This window comes from Curtobacterium sp. MCPF17_050 (genome assembly GCF_003224435.2).
In the GTDB taxonomy this organism is placed as follows: Bacteria; Actinomycetota; Actinomycetes; order Actinomycetales; family Microbacteriaceae; genus Curtobacterium.
This window is the reverse complement of sequence record NZ_CP126250.1, coordinates 103,779-118,459: the sequence shown is the minus strand read 5'-3', so window position 1 is coordinate 118,459 and position 14,681 is coordinate 103,779. Positions and strand designations below refer to the sequence as shown.

General features: G+C 71.3%; 13 protein-coding genes. 7 read left to right on the top strand and 6 right to left on the bottom strand.

Going from position 1 to position 14,681, the window contains the following annotated elements; all coding sequences use genetic code 11:
- Positions 1-130: 130 nt before the first annotated feature.
- Together DEJ34_RS00550 and DEJ34_RS00545 are read right to left on the bottom strand one after the other, a co-directional pair.
- On the bottom strand, positions 131-2,857 hold the full coding sequence (locus tag DEJ34_RS00550) for a hypothetical protein (RefSeq protein ID WP_110910734.1): 2,727 nt from the start codon (positions 2,855-2,857) through the stop codon (positions 131-133).
- Positions 2,854-4,653, bottom strand: a complete 1,800-nt coding sequence (locus tag DEJ34_RS00545; RefSeq protein WP_110910735.1) for a S53 family peptidase — start codon at positions 4,651-4,653, stop codon at positions 2,854-2,856. Before DEJ34_RS00545 ends, DEJ34_RS00550 begins: the two co-directional genes overlap by 4 nt.
- A 205-nt stretch (positions 4,654-4,858) precedes the next feature.
- Here DEJ34_RS00545 and DEJ34_RS00540 point away from each other — a divergent pair, with 205 nt between their 5' ends.
- The 3 genes from DEJ34_RS00540 to DEJ34_RS00530 are packed head-to-tail and all read left to right on the top strand — an operon-like array spanning position 4,859 to position 8,117.
- Positions 4,859-5,749, top strand: coding sequence for a vWA domain-containing protein (locus DEJ34_RS00540; RefSeq protein ID WP_220032791.1), 891 nt, complete (start codon positions 4,859-4,861; stop codon positions 5,747-5,749).
- Positions 5,746-6,942, top strand: coding sequence for a PP2C family protein-serine/threonine phosphatase (locus DEJ34_RS00535; RefSeq protein WP_110910736.1), 1,197 nt, complete (start codon positions 5,746-5,748; stop codon positions 6,940-6,942). The genes DEJ34_RS00540 and DEJ34_RS00535 overlap by 4 nt, the downstream gene beginning before the upstream one ends.
- The gene (locus tag DEJ34_RS00530) at positions 6,942-8,117 is read left to right on the top strand and encodes a protein kinase domain-containing protein (RefSeq protein WP_110910737.1); all 1,176 of its coding nucleotides are present in this window, start codon (positions 6,942-6,944) and stop codon (positions 8,115-8,117) included. Before DEJ34_RS00535 ends, DEJ34_RS00530 begins: the two co-directional genes overlap by 1 nt.
- 249 nt (positions 8,118-8,366) lie before the next feature.
- On the opposite strand, the gene DEJ34_RS00525 is transcribed toward DEJ34_RS00530, so the two are convergent.
- Positions 8,367-8,630 (bottom strand): zinc-ribbon domain-containing protein, encoded by a 264-nt coding sequence (locus tag DEJ34_RS00525; RefSeq protein ID WP_110889486.1) that lies wholly within the window; start codon positions 8,628-8,630, stop codon positions 8,367-8,369.
- 59 nt (positions 8,631-8,689) lie between these two features.
- The gene (locus DEJ34_RS00520; RefSeq protein WP_110825700.1) at positions 8,690-9,391 is read right to left on the bottom strand and encodes a TetR/AcrR family transcriptional regulator C-terminal domain-containing protein; all 702 of its coding nucleotides are present in this window, start codon (positions 9,389-9,391) and stop codon (positions 8,690-8,692) included.
- Between the two features lie 206 nt (positions 9,392-9,597).
- Here DEJ34_RS00520 and DEJ34_RS00515 point away from each other — a divergent pair, with 206 nt between their 5' ends.
- The 4 genes from DEJ34_RS00515 (at position 9,598) to DEJ34_RS00500 (ending at position 12,598) form a co-directional block, all read left to right on the top strand.
- A complete protein-coding gene (locus DEJ34_RS00515) occupies positions 9,598-10,413 on the top strand; it encodes a DUF2382 domain-containing protein (protein ID WP_110910739.1) in 816 nt (271 codons plus the stop codon).
- Between the two features lie 142 nt (positions 10,414-10,555).
- Complete coding sequence (locus DEJ34_RS00510; RefSeq protein ID WP_181420613.1) at positions 10,556-10,966, top strand: YsnF/AvaK domain-containing protein; 411 nt, start codon at positions 10,556-10,558, stop codon at positions 10,964-10,966.
- A gap of 220 nt (positions 10,967-11,186) precedes the next feature.
- Positions 11,187-11,360 (top strand): hypothetical protein, encoded by a 174-nt coding sequence (locus tag DEJ34_RS00505; protein WP_181422189.1) that lies wholly within the window; start codon positions 11,187-11,189, stop codon positions 11,358-11,360.
- Entirely contained in the window at positions 11,360-12,598 is a 1,239-nt protein-coding gene (locus DEJ34_RS00500; protein ID WP_110889483.1) for a NosD domain-containing protein, read from the top strand. Before DEJ34_RS00505 ends, DEJ34_RS00500 begins: the two co-directional genes overlap by 1 nt.
- Before the next feature lie 67 nt (positions 12,599-12,665).
- Here the strand turns inward: DEJ34_RS00500 and DEJ34_RS00495 are convergent, their stop codons facing one another.
- Positions 12,666-13,571, bottom strand: coding sequence for a PfkB family carbohydrate kinase (locus DEJ34_RS00495; RefSeq protein ID WP_284180692.1), 906 nt, complete (start codon positions 13,569-13,571; stop codon positions 12,666-12,668).
- Between the two features lie 60 nt (positions 13,572-13,631).
- Positions 13,632-14,669, bottom strand: a complete 1,038-nt coding sequence (locus DEJ34_RS00490) for a LacI family DNA-binding transcriptional regulator (protein WP_110900825.1) — start codon at positions 14,667-14,669, stop codon at positions 13,632-13,634.
- Between the last annotated feature and the right edge of the window lie 12 nt (positions 14,670-14,681).

The window sequence follows — 14,681 nt, the reverse complement described above, 5'->3', positions numbered from 1 at the left end:
CACCCCAGGAGTCGCGGGGACGCGGTCGGGCTGCTGCAGGCGTCGCGGAGACGCACTGCAGCAGCCCGGACCTCACCGTGTCACGCGTCGCCGCACAGCGGGAGGCCGACGAGTGGCCTCCCGCTGCTGGTCACGAGGAGTGACGACGGCGGCGGAGCGCGATCGTGGCCACTCCCGCCGTCAGCAGGAGCGCCGCTGCGATCAGCGCCGACCGGACGGACGCACCCGTGAAGGCCAGGGCCTGCCCGCCGGTCCCGCCGGTCCCGCTGGTTCCGCTGGTACCGGCCGGGCTGGACCCGTCGGGCGAGAGCGCGCCGGGCGCTGCCTCGTTGCCGCCGCCCTGCCCGGGCGCGCCGTCGTCCTGACCGGCGTCCCCGCCTCCCGGAGCCCCGCCGCCGACCGGCGGATCGACCCGCTCGGTGGTGACGACGGCTGCCGAGACGTCGGCACCGAGTCCGGAACGGTCCGTGAAGTGGACGGCCGTGACGGACCGGTCGGCACCCGTGGTGCGCTGCTCGTTGAGGACGAGCGTGCCCGCGCCTCCCGGCACCGCGATCCGGGTGTCCGCTGCGACCGGACCGGCCGGGATCGTCGTGCCGGCGATCCGACCGCCGCCGGTGGTCACCGTGGTGGCCGTCCCGGTGACCGTGACCTGCACGTCGCGCAGTTCACCCGCAAGGCGGGTGCCGGGGAAGAGCACGACCCGGTCGAGTCGCACCGCACCGCGGTCCTGTGCGGACCGGACGGAGGCCCCGGTCACCCGGAGCTGCCCGGCACCACCGTCGCCGACCACGTCCGCGCGGGCCGTGACCGGACCACCGGAGGCAGCCGGTGCCGCGAGGGGTTGCGCGCCGACGTCACTGGCTCCCGTGCTCCGGAGCCCGTAGGCGTACCAACGTCCGGGTGCCGGGTCGTCGGTGCCGGGAGCCGGTGCGGGCGCCCCGTCGCCGTCGCCGTCGCCGTCGCCGGGGTCACCGCCCGCGGTCGAGGCGATGGTGACCTGGCCGAGTCGGACCTCCGGGTACGTGCCGGTCAGGTCCTCGTAGTGCAGGGCGGTGAGCGTGACGGTGCCGTCGGCGTTCTCGACCCGCTCCCCGACGTGCACGCGGACCCGCTCGTCCCCGTCCCCGTCGAGGCCGGTGTACAGATCGGTGGCGGTGTTGATCCAGACGCCGTTGACGAACACGGCGTTCGCCTCGTCGTCGAACGTGACGTCCATCGTGCCGCCCGCCGTGACCTCGGCGTGCAGCCCGTTCACCTTGAGGGCGGGCCACCGGTACTCGGCGACGGGGTCGTCGCCCTCGCCCGGGACCTGTTCGTAGTGTCCGACCGAGAGGGTGGCGGTGTCGCCCGTCGCGCCGATCGTCGCCGTCACGTCCGTGGCACGGGCGGGGTAGCCGTCCAGGGCTCCGATCCGCTCGGCTGACCGTCGGTCGCCGGCTGCGGTCACCCGCGGCTGCGGGCTGACCAGGGTGCTGCCGTCCGCGGCCGTGACACCGACGCCCCACGCCTCGGTGACCCGCGCCTCGGGAGCGGGACTCGCGGCGGGTGGCGGGAGGGTGACGATCCCGAGTGCGACCTCCGGGTGGGTGCCGGTGAGGTCCGTGTAGTGCAGGGCGGTGAGGGTCGTGCTGCCGTCGGGGTTGACGACGCGCTCCCCGAAGCGCATCCGCACCCGCTCCTCCCCCTCGGCGTCGACCCCGGTGTACAGGTCGGTGGCGGTGTTGATCCAGACGCCGTTGACGAAGACCGCGCTCGACTCGTCGTCGAACCCGACCGTCATCGTGCCCTCGGGCGTGACGTGTGCGTGCAGGCCGTACACGCGCAGCGCCGGCCAGCGGTACGCGGCGACGGGGTCGGTCGCGGCGTCGGGGATCTGCTCGAACGAGTCGATGCCGATGTCCGAGGTGCCCTCGGCCGTCGTCGTGACGGTGACACCGCGGCCTGTGGACGGGGATCCGTCGGCCGCTGCGACCCGCTCCGCGGTGCGGGTACCGGTCCCGGTCAGTGCCGGCTGGCCGTCGACGAGGACGGTGCCGTCCACGGCGGTGACGCTGACCCCGGAGACGGACCGGGCGCGTGTCGCGTCGTCCGGGTCAGCGGTCGGCGGAGCGCTCGGTTCCGGTGACGGGGCGGGTGTCGGAGCAGGCGCCGGTTCCGGTGACGGGGCAGGTGTCGGCGTCGGCGTCGGCCAGCTGGTCGCCGGTGCGCAGGACACGGAGCCGGCCCGGACGCGCGAGATCTCGGAGGCACCCGAGTCGCCGTCGATCCGCAGACCGACGGTCGTCGCCGTCCCGTCCGCGCTGGTCGTGGTCGTCCCCACCAGGACCCGCGTCGGGCCGTACCGGGAGTCCGGCAGGTCGGTGCTCCACCCGGGTCGGGCGGTCGCCTCCGCGGTGACGTCGGTGCCACCGATCGACAGGCTGCCGAGGGTGACGACCGGATCGGCACCCGGGGTGCAGGCGACCCGGAGGTCCCGGAAGGTCACCGCCGGGCGGTCACGGAGCGTGAACGTCCCCGACTCGATCGTCGACACGGCGCCGTCCGGTCCTGCCGTCGTCCGCAGCCCGGTCGTCTGGGTCGTGTTGAGCTTCAGGACGTCCGTCGTCCCGTCGGCACGGGCCTCCACGGCTTCGCCGGAACGCCACTCGACGGCGGGCGTCGGACGGGTGAGCGTGCCGCCGTCGATGTCGACGACCTCGACACCGGACGCCTTCGCGAGCGGTGCCCCGTCGGCGGCGAGCGCCGGGGCGGCGAGCGCCGGGGTGGCGATCCCGAGTCCGAGGAGCATCGTCGCGGCGAGCGCGACGGCGGCCCTCGTGCTGGTCCTGCTGCGGGTGCTGGTGCGTGCGGTCATCGGTCGTCCTCCTTGCCGAAGCCCTCGATGAAGGCGCGTCCGTCGGGCACACCAACGCCGGTCACGTCGTCCCAGCCGGGGGCGGACTGCAGGCTCTGCGGCTTCGTGTCCCAGACGAAGACGGTCTCCGGCCAGAGGGCTCCGGCGTCGGGGCCCTTCGGTGACCAGGTGGCCGCCGATGCGGGCGTGACGTCACGGATCGCGTCGGTGCCGAGCAGGTCGTACAGCGCCGGGGTGGCGAGCCCGACCTCGACTCCGGTCGCGGCCTTCGCGAGCGCGACCATCGAGGCGACCATCGGCGTCGCGAGGCTCGTCCCGCCATGTGTGGCGTACTCGACGCGGCCGTTGTGCGGGCCGTGGACGACGAACCCGGTGTTCGGGTCGCCGATCGAGGCGACGTCCGGGACGAGGCGCCCCGTCCCCGGCTCGTCGAGCAGCTGACGCTGCCACGTCGGACGGTCGTACACGTCGGACTCCCCACCGCCGGCGCCGTACGCGAAGCCGGGCGGGATCAGGGCACCGTTGCGGGCGAACCGGGTCTCGGTCTCCCACCCGGCCTCGACCGCGACGGACCCGTCGGCGGCCAGACCGGTGCTCGTCGCGCCGACGGCGGTGATGTACGGGCTCGAGGCCGGGGACGTCACGTCGGCACCTTCGTCGTGGTCGCCGAAGTCGCTGTGGTCGCCGTCGTTGCCCGAGGACGCGAAGACGGAGATGTCCCGCGACGCCGCCTCGACGAGCACCCGGTTCAGGAGCTCGCGGTCGTCAGCACTGTCGAGGTCCTCGGTCGACCCGAAGGACAGGCTGATGACGTCGGCCTGGTCGTCCTCGACGACGTCGAGGATCCGTGTGAACAGCGCTGTGGTGCTGCAGTCGTCGGCACCCCAGTAGGCGACGGAGGCATCGGGCGCCATCGCGTGGACCGCCTGCACGTCCAGGTGCTGCTCCTCGGTCCAGCTCTGCGGGCCGCCGCACCGGTCCACGTCGGGCGAGGCCGGTGCGTGGTGCTGGTACTGCCCGCTGCGGAACGGCTGGGCGCCGGCCGCGCGGAAGTACGTGTTCGTGTTCGCTTCCACGTCCGGGTCGTCGTACGCGGCGACGATCGCGATCCGTGCACCCTCGCCGGTGTACTCCGCCGGGACGTGGTGGATCTCGCGGAGCTGCTGCGGCTGGTACCCGCACAGGGCGTTCGAGCGGTGGGTGACGTCCACCGAGGCGGGCCACGCATCGGTCACCCGCTCACCCCAGTAGGCGGCGCACTGGCCGTCGTCCGCCAGGACCGGAGGCCGGGCGTCCGTCTCGCCCGGACCGGGAGTCGGATCGTCGGTCGGACCGGCGACGGTCGGTCGCATCCCGTCGGCGTCGACGACACCGGCCACGCCGACGACGGCGTCGAGCGCACGCGGCACCGAGAGGGCACGGTCCGGCGCGACCGCGGTCGCACCGGCGGTGGTCCACGAGGCGAAGGACGTCCCGAACGCGTCGCCGACGCGGTCAGCCGGACCGGAGACCGGCAGGACCGCGACCGACTCGCGCAGGTCGTCGACCTGGAGGCCCGCCCCGCGCAGCCACGCGGCCACGTCCGGCGCGGCGTTGGTGCGCGCGGGATCGAGGAGGACGGAGAAGTCCAGGGTGTCGGTGGTCACCGGGGCACCACGCTCGGCGCGGGCGACCCAGGTCGGGACGGAGTCGGAGAGGGTCCGCGTGTGCGCGGCTGGTGGTGCGGGGCGCGCGAGGAGCGCGCCGGGGACGAGCACGGCGAGCGCGAGCGCACCGATGACGAGACGGGTCTGCATGGGGGTCCTGGTCAGGTGGGAAACGGGAACGCAGCGCGGCGCGCTACTCCGGGAACCTTACATGCACATGAGAATCATCATCGTCTACTCGGACTCGACGACGGAGCACAGCCTTCCCTCGACGTCCCGGCATCCGCCACCGCGTAGGTTCCGAGCCAGGCGACCCCGCCGTCGGCACACCGCCGTCCCCGATCGAAGGAGTGTCATGTCCGACACCACCCCGGCCGCTCCGAGTGAGCCCGTCGACCCGAACGCCGCGTCCGTCCCGCCCGTCGAGGCCACGCCCGAGTCCCCTGCGACCGATGCACCGGCCGCCGAAGCCGTCCCCGCCGAGGCTCCCGCTCCGGTGACGGCCGCTCCGGCTGCGACCCCTGCCGCTGCCGTGCCGGTCGCCCCGGTCGTGCCGCCGCAGACGAGCCTCGCGTCGCGTGGCGTGAACTACGCCGTCGACATCGTCTTCTGCATCGACGTGACCGGGAGCATGGACCCGATCCTCGACGCCGTGAAGGCGAACGCGCTCGGGTTCTACGACGACGTGCAGACCAACCTCACTGCGAAGGGCAAGAACGTCGCCGAGCTCCGCGTGCGCGTCATCGCGTTCCGTGACCTCGTCGCCGACGGCGCTGCCGCCATCGAGGAGTCGCCCTTCTACGGCCTCCCCGACGACCGCGCCCGCTTCTCCGACTTCGTCGGCGGCCTCGTCGCCGAGGGCGGTGGCGACGCACCCGAGTCCGGCCTCGAAGCCGTGGCCCTGGCCATCGCGTCGCCGTGGACTCGGAACGGTGACCGCCGCCGTCAGGTGATCGTGGTGTGGAGCGACCAGCCCGCGCACCCGCTCGACCCCACGGTCGTCCCCGCGGACCTCCGCTCCCGCATCCCCGCCGACTTCAGCGCGCTCACCGACGCGTGGGAGGACGAGCAGGGCGTCATGGGGTCCAGCACGAAGCGCCTCATCCTGTTCGCCCCGGACGGTCCCGGCTGGAGCGACATCTCCGCCGAGTGGGAGAACGTCGTGCACAACCCCTCGACCGCCGGTGGTGGCCTGTCCGACGTCGACTACGGCACGATCATCGACTCCATCGGGAACTCGGTGTGAGCGAGACCGCTGCGGGCCCGACCGCGTCCTTCGGGTTCAACCTGGCCAAGGTGCCGGACCACGGCGAGGACTCCGACCCGATCCTCCGCGAAGGTCCCGACCTCGGGCTCGCAGCGGTCTTCGACGGCATGGGAGGCGCGGGCGGCACCGTCTACGACACGCCGGACGGCGCGCGCTCCGGCGCCTACCTTGCCTCCCGGCTCGTCCGCGACGTGGTGGAGGAGCACCTCCTCCGTACGCTCACTCCCGACCGGCCGCTGCCGCTGCCGGCCACGGCCGTCGAGCTGCACGACGCGATCGAGACCGTGCTGCAGGACGCGCTGACCGGGCTCAACGCCCCGGTGAGCCGACTGCGGTCCCGGCTGCTGCGGGCGCTCCCCACGACGATGGCGCTCGGCGCACTCCAGCGGAGCGAGCCGGAGGGGTCCCGTTGGGTCTGCGAGGTGCTCTGGGCCGGGGACTCCCGGGTCTACGCGCTCGACGCCTCCGGGCTGCATCAACTGAGCGTCGACGACCTGCGCGACCCGAGCGACGCCATGACGAACCTCCAGCGCGACTCGGTCATCAGCAACGCGATCTCCGCGGACACCGAGTTCCAGGTGAACCACCGCCGGGTGACGCTCGAGGCGCCGTTCGCCCTCGTCTGTGCCACCGACGGGTGCTTCGGGTACGTCCCGTCCCCGATGCACTTCGAGCAGCTGGTGCTCGACGGACTGGCCGAGGCCGAGACCGACGAGGACTGGTCACTCGCCGTCCAGCGATCGATCAGCGCCGTGACCGGGGACGATGCGTCGATGGCCACGATCGTCGTCGGTGCCGACCTCGCCGACTTCCGGGCCGCACTGGCGCCACGACAGGCCGAGATGGCCGACCTGGTGGTCGCACCCCTCGACGCGATGGCCGACGAGATCCAGCGCGCGCAGCGGGACCTCACCGACCTGCAGGCGCGCTACGTCGCCGCTCAGGCCGACCAGTGGCAGCGCTACCGCACCGGGTACGAGCGGATGCTGCAGGACGACCAGGACGCGTCGGTCGACCCTGTCGACGAGACGCCCTCGCGCCAGATCTGGAAGCCCGCGAAGCGGATCGCCACCGGGCACGTCGCCGCGGCAGTGACCACCGACGAAGTGCCGGACACCGATGCGACACCGGCACCCGAGGGTGCCCCGACGCGCGAAGGGGAGGCCTCCTGATGCAGGCCGGAGACGTGCTGAACGGGTACACGCTGCTCGCCGACTTCAGCGTCGTGGGAGCCGGGCTCAGCCGCTGGACCTTCGCGACGAAGGGCGGGCGGGAGTACTTCGTCAAGGAGTTCCTGAGCCCGACCTACCCGGAGGACAGCTCCCCGGGCAGCGACCGGGTCAAGGCACGGAAGCGTGAGCGGTGCGCGGCCTTCGAGGCACGGCACACCGCGATGCAGGCGGCGCTCGCTCCGCTGTCCACGTACGGCGGCAACCTCATCGTCACGCTCGACTTCTTCCGCGCCGGTGCGAAGTACTACAAGACGACCGAGCGTGTGGAGTCCGAGGACCTCGGCGTCGCCGGGATCGCCGCCCTGCCGTTCCGCCAGCGACTCGTGCTGCTGAAGTCGGCCGCGCACAGCCTGAAGATCCTGCACGACCTGCACATCGTGCACGGCGACCTCAAGCCGGACAACGTGCTGGTGAAGCGCACGGACCTCGGGTACACGAGCAAGCTCATCGACTTCGACAACGCCTACGTCGCGGGTGACCCGCCGCCCCCGGCGGAGATCGTCGGCACGATCAACTACTACTCGCCGGAGCTCCTCGGCTACATCCAGGAGGACGGAGTCGCGGCCGCCGACCTCGGGACCGCTGCGGACATCTTCGCGCTCGGACTCATCTTCAGTGAGTTCCTGACGGGGCAGTTGCCCGCCTACGACCGTGCGTACGGCGAACCGGCCGTGGCTGCGCGGAGCGGCGTCGTCCTCCGGGTCGACCGCACCTCGCTCGACCCCGCACTCGCCGACCTCGTCGACCGGATGCTGCTGGCCGACCCGGCGGCACGACCCACGATCGGACAGGTGCACGCCGGACTCATGGGCCTCCGCGGATCCGGCGAGGCGGTCGCGCCGACCGTGACGCCGGCTCCGTCGGTGAGCGCGCCGGCCGCGGCGCCCGCCCCTCCGGCTCCAGCCGCAGCGCCGGCCGCCTCCGGGGGCCTCCGCGGGAAGCTCGTCCGGCCGGCTGCGACGCCGACGCATGCCGCGCCTCCCGTCGGGACGAGCGGTTCCACCGCTCCCGCAGCCGACCCGTCCGAGGCGACCCCGCCTCCTGCGCCGTCGAGCGGGCTCAAGGGCAAACTACTCGGCCGGACACCGCGCGACCGGAGGCCCGACCGTGGCTGAGATGCCGGCCGTCTGGCGCTGCCCGGTGTGCGAGGGCGTCAATCGCGGCGGCCGCACCTGCAGCACGTGTGGCGAGCAACTGCCGTCCGGCTTCGTGCCCGCGGACGCGACCCCGCGGCAGCCGGAGGCGCGGCCGCGTCCGTCGTACGCGCCACCGCGGACCGTGGCACCGCCGCCACGCCGCGCCCCGCGCTTCCCGAGCCCGGAGGAGATCTTCGGCAGCGACCCCTTCCGCTGACCCCGTGCGCGTCAGGGGCTGACGGCGATGCCGTGTGCGTCGGCCCACTGCATCGAGTGTTCCGCCTGCTGCCGGGACAACCCCGTCACCATGCCGCAGTTGCTGCACTCGATCAGGTAGGACGTGCCCAGGGAGAACAGCGGGATGAAGAACAGCGTCACCTTCTGCCGCTCGCGGACGATCTGCTGCGGTGCCGCGACCCCGCAGTGCCCGCACACGAAGGTCACGACGAACAGGAGCGCCGCGACCGCGCGGGTGCCGAAGAGCAGGAACATGCTTCGAGTGAACCACCCGGCACATGTCCACCCGGACGGGTGCGGGAGCGGTTCCCGACCTACTGCGAGAGCTCGCGGTCCAGGCGGTCGAGGAGCGCTTCGAGCGAGACCTCGAACTCCTCGTCGCTGCGGTCCTCGCTGAGCAGGGCACGCAGCCGCTGCACCTCCGGGGCGATGTCGAGGGACAGGTTCCCGTCGCCCTCCGGGACGGCGGCGCCGCCCTCGTCGAGCGGCTCCTCCGCGGGTCCTGCCTCGGCTCCCCTGACCACGGACTGCAGGAGGAGCTGGCCGAGCAGGAAGCTGCTGAACGCGCGGTAGGCGTTGACGGCCTGCGCGTCGGAGAACCCGTTCCCGGTGAGGGCCCGGAGGAACGTGTCGACGACCTCGATGCTCCGGAGCGGCGGACGCAGCCAGGGTGCGGCCGGGTGGCGGGTGGCGACGAGGGGGAACGCCTTGGGGTGGTCCGTCGCGATCCGGCGGACCGCATGCGCGACCGTCTGGAGGAACGCCTGCCAGTGCGTGCCCTCGGCCTCCTCGAGGTGGGAGACGAGGTCGCTCATCAGGGAGGCGACGATGCCCTCGAGCAGGTCCTCCTTCCCGTGCACGTACCGGTAGAGGGACATGGCCTCGACGCCGAGCTCCTGCGCGAGGGAGCGCATCGAGAGCCCCTGCGTGCCCGACCGGTCGATCTGCCCGAGCGCGGTCGCGACGATGAGGTCCCGGCTCAGCCCGGGTGCGGTCGTCCTGTCGCGTGCCGCCATGGCGGATCTCCCTCGCTGTGGGTGGCGTCCGGCCCCGACTGCGTCCTCGTGATGCGACGCCGCCGTACCTGAGATCGTACGCGCGCTTACGTCGTAAGCTCCGACGCGGGCTTACGCCGTAAGTCCGCCGAGGTGATCCCGCACCTCCATCTCGGACGCACTCCTCATCGGATCCGGTGACCACGCCGGGGAACAGGAGCACCACCATGATCGACAGCAACAGCATCAACGACCTCATCGGCGCCGACGTCTACGGCAGCGGCGAGGCGAAGATCGGCACCGTCGGACAGGTCTACGTCGACAACGACACGCAGGCCCCGACCTGGGTGACGATCCGCACGGGGCTCTTCGGCTCGTCCGAGACCTTCGCCCCGCTGACGGACGCCAACTTCGACGCCGGCATCGTCCGCGTCGCGTACGAGAAGGCGTTCGTCAAGGACGCACCGCGCGTCGAGGCGGATGGTGCCCTCAGCGACGAGGAGGAGCAGGCGCTCTACTCGTACTACGGCATGACCGACACCTCCGCGGCGGACGAGCAGCCCCTGTACGACCAGGACGCCGACCGTGGTGTGAACACCCACGGCACCCAGGGCCACGACACCTCCGGCCCGACGACCGACGACGCCATGACACGCTCCGAGGAGCGTCTGCACGTCGGCACCGAGCAGGTCCAAGCCGGCCGTGCCCGTCTGCGCAAGCACGTCGTCACCGAGCAGGTCACGAAGACCGTCCCGGTCAGCCACGAGGAGGTCACCCTCTCCCGCGAGCCGATCACCGACGCGAACGCCGCCGACGCCCTCGCCGGCCCGGAGCTCAGCGAGGAGGAGCACGAGGTCGTCCTCTCCGAGGAGCGCGTCGTGACCGCCAAGGAGACCGTCCCCGTCGAGCGCGTCCGCCTCGGCACGGAGACCGTCACCGAGCAGCAGACCGTCGACGAGGAGGTCGCCCACGAGGAGATCGAACTCGACGACAGCGAGGTCCGCAGCGCCACCGGGACCACCGACCGCGACCTCCGCTCCTGAGCACCACCGGCGGCGACCCCTCCGTCGCCGGGACTGAGCCCGCTCACACCTGTCGGCCCCGATCATGACGAGCGGGGCCGACAGGCGTACCCGCCCCTCCCGTTCCCTCACCGGAGCACCGCACGGCCCAACGGAGCAGAGCATGAACCGAGACCAGCAGCACGTGTCCGACGCCGACGACCACGTCGAGGTGGTCCGCAGCGAGGAGCGCATCGCCGTCACCACCGAGCGTCACGCCACGGAACGCGTCCGACTCGAGCGGTACGTCGTCACCGAGCAGCGCACCGTCACGGTCGACGTCAGCCGTGAGGAGATCCGTCTGACCCGCGAGCCGATCACCGGCGGGACGCGCCTGCCGGCCGGCGCCGGCGACACCGTCCGCGAACCGATCGTGGTCGTCCTGCACGAGGAGCAGCTCGTCGTGACCAAGACCGTCGTGCCGGTCGAGCGCGTCACACTCACCACGCACACCGTCACGCAGGACGTGGTCGTCGACGAGACCCTCCGGCACGAGGTCGTCGACGTCGACGAGGTGCGCGAGCCGATGGCCTGAGCAGCCCACCCGAGTGCACCGGGCCTCCTGGCCGTCATCGCGACGGACGGGAGGCTCGTCTCGTTGCCGGTGCCTCGCATGGGCTGACGATGCAACGTCCCTGCCGGATGCGCGCCTCCGAGAACGAGTTGCAGTCCGCTCCTTTCCCTGCGGCTGAGGTCGCAGTACCATGTTCGTGAGGTGCCAAATCGGTTTGGCACACTACGAAGGGGTAGCAGCAATGACGAAACACCTCGTGATGTCTCGGCGCACGGTGCTGACGGGGATGGCGGTGCTCGCCGTGGCCGCACACAACGTGCCCGCTCTGCAGGCGACCGCGGGACAGAGCCCCTCTGCCGGGCACCGCGGGAAGCTCGAGCCTCGCCGTCGTCGCGTCCCGGTGGGGCTGCTCTGATGCCCGCCGACAAGAAGAAGCCGGTGGCCATCCCGCCAGAGCCGAACGTCTACGACGTCACCGACTGGAACCCGACCGGCGCTCTCGATCCGGTGCGGGACATCGGCGCCGTCATCAACAGCATCATCGGGGACATCAAGCGCCGCCAGACCAACCAGGCGGACAAGCCCGGCGCCGTGATCTACATCCCGCCGGGAACTTACTCGCTGAAGACGCGGGTCGTCGTCGACATCAGCTACCTCTGCATCCGCGGATCCGGACACGGCTTCACTTCGTTAAGCATCCGTTACAACTCCGGCGGCACGTCCACGTGGCACGAGATCAACCCGGGGGGCAGCCACATCACGGTGGAGAACGCCGACGGCAAGTCCGAGGCGTTCCTCGTGCAGCGATCGGGAGACCCGCGGTTGAGCTCGATCGAGTTCGAGAACTTCTGCCTCGACGGGGTGTCGTTCACCGGCAACCAGAACTCGTACCGCAACGGGAAGGTCGGGATCCGGTTCGCGTCCGCGACCGACGCAACCCGGGTGCGCGGGATGGGGATGGTGTACCTCGAGCACGGCCTGATCGTGCAGGACGCGGACGCGCTGGACGTCTCCGGGAACTTCATCGCTGAGTGCGGCAACTGCATCGAGCTCACCGGGTCCGGCCAGGCGTCGAAGGTCACCGACAACCACCTCGGAGCGGGACCCATCGGGTTCTCGCTGTTCGCCGAGCAGCACAACGGTCTCCTCGTCACCGGCAACAACATCTTCCCGCGCGGGATCGACTCGGTGCACCTCAAGAACTCGACGAGGTGCACCATCTCCGCAAACCGACTGCACTCGTTCTACCCGGGCATGATCACGCTCGAGGGGAACTGCAAGGAGAACCTGATCGGCTCGAACATGTTCGAGCGGCAGGTGGAGACGTACGGGCCGTTCATCGGAGTCGGCAACGGCCGACCGGATGACTTCGGTGTCGTGCAGGTGAACGGTGACGGCAACACCATCACCGGCAATCACGTGACCGTGATCATCCCGCCAGAGCAGGTCGCACCCGCCGGCGCGACCGCAGCGGTGTTCCGCGTCGCGAGCGGCGATCAGAACCTCATCGGCGCCAATCACGTGATCAGCAACCTGACGCTGCACACTGTGGTCCTCGACGCGGGCACGACCAACTCGCACGTCTTCGACAGCGGAACGGAGGCGCAGTTCGCCGCCGCCTCCACGAGCTACGGGTTCCGACCCACTCCGTAGGACCGTTCGCAGACAACGGGCCCGTCACGCATCGTGACGGGCCCGTTGTCTCTCCGTGCGGACGTGATCAGTCATGGTCGCCGGTCGTCGCTGCGAAGAGCTCGACCGGTGATGGAGGATTCGCGCCAGCACGGCTCACCGCGACCGCCGCCGATGCTGCCGCCACGCCCCCCACGCGGTTCAGCAGCGTCGTGTCAACAGCGGACTGCTGTATCCGTTGGAGTCCGCTGCCCTGCAGCAACGCGAAGAGCAGCCCGGACATGTAGGCGTCCCCTGCTCCGATCGTGTCGGCAACCGTCACCGCGGGCGCCATGACCTGCACACGAGTGTCCCGGCCGGCGACGATCGATCCGGCTGCACCACGGGTGATGGCGGCGAGGCGCACCCCGCCGTCGAGGAGACGGTCGAGGACGCCATCGGGGTCCACGTTCGGGTAGAGCCAGTCGGCGTCCTCATCGCTGAGCTTGACCACGTGCGTCCGCTTGACGATGCGGTCGAACTGCTGCAGCGCATCGGCCTGCTCGAGGAGCGCCGGCCGGATGTTCGGATCGAAGCTGCGCACCGTCGCCGCGGGAAGCTGACGGAACAGCTGCACTGCGGCGCGGCCGCCGGGTTGCAAGAAGGCCCCCAACGAGCCGGTGTGCGCAACAGCTGGCGCAGCCCCGGCCGGGAGCACGGGCGCTTCCCGGTCCCAGACGATGTCGAAGTCGTACCGAGCAGACCCGTCGGCTTGGAGCTCCGCACGCGCGACTGAGGTCGGCCCGTCGGCGCGGTCGACCGTCAGGCCGTCGTGAGCGAGGTGCTCGGCGATCAGACGCCCGTGTTCATCGTCACCGAACTGCGTGGCGAGGGTCACGGGCACGCCGAGGCGGGCGAGCCCCACTGCGACGTTCATGGGACTCCCGCCTGGTGTGAGGCGGGTCTCCGACCCGTCGGCGACGGCGTCGATGAGCGCTTCGCCGAAGACGATCACAGGGCGGTAGGAGGTGGTCATGGCGATCCTTCCGCGAACGGTGATGTCACCGTCCGGACGTCACTGAGATGGTGCGGCGACGGATTCGCGACGCACGATCGGGCAGGTCAAGAACACCGGTCCGACGGCTTGCTGCTGCTCGCGGGTCGGAAGGTCGTTCTGCAGCTCGACGAGGCGTTCGAGGGCCCACTCGCCCATCTCGTAGTGCGGCAGCGCCACAGTGGTCAGCGCGGGGAAGAGCCCCTCTGCGATGAGCTCCTGGTTGTCGAAGCCCACCACTGAGAGGTCGGTGGGGATGCGGAGTTGCAGCTCTGCTGCAGCGCGGTAAGCGCCCATCGCCATGCGGTCGTTGTAGCAGAACAGGGCGGTCGGCCGGTCAGGACGCTGCAACAGCGCACGCGCAGCGTCGTAGCCGCCCGGGGTTTCGGACGGGGCCGCGCGGACGAGCGACTCGTCGACGTCGAGACCGGCTTCCAGCAGGCTCTCCGTGTACCCCGCCAAGCGTTCACGGGTGGCGGGAACGTCGTCCACGTTGTTGATGAAGCCGATGCGTCGGTGCCCGGCAGTGAGGAGCTCTTCCATCGCGGCGCGGGCACCGCTGCGTTCATCTGGGGCGACCGCGGGGTGCTTCCTGGTGCTGTCGGTCGCGTCGATGACCACGGTCGGTATGACATCGAGTTCGGTCGGGGGAGTGATCTCGCGGTGGTACATCGTGGCGTAGAGGACACCATCGACCTGTTGCCGGATGAGGGCGGTGGCGTTCGCGGCGACGTCGTCCCGCTCGGTGTTGATGATGACCAGCGTCAACCCGTGGCGACGGGCCGCGTTCTGCGCGCCGAGGATGATCCGACCAGCGTGCGGGGTCGTGGCGATCTCTTCGCTGAGCAGGCCGATCATCTCAGAGCGCTGCATGCGCAGGCCCCGCGCCATCCGGTTCGGGCCGTAGCCCAGGCGGCGTGCAGCGTCCTTGACCCGCTCGCGGGTCTCGTCGCTGGCTCGGAGGAAGTCGACGTCGTTGAGGATGTGGGAGACGGTGGTGACGGACACCCCGGCCTCGGCTGCGACGTCCTTGATGCCGACGCGTCTCGGAGCCACCATCGATCCTTTCGT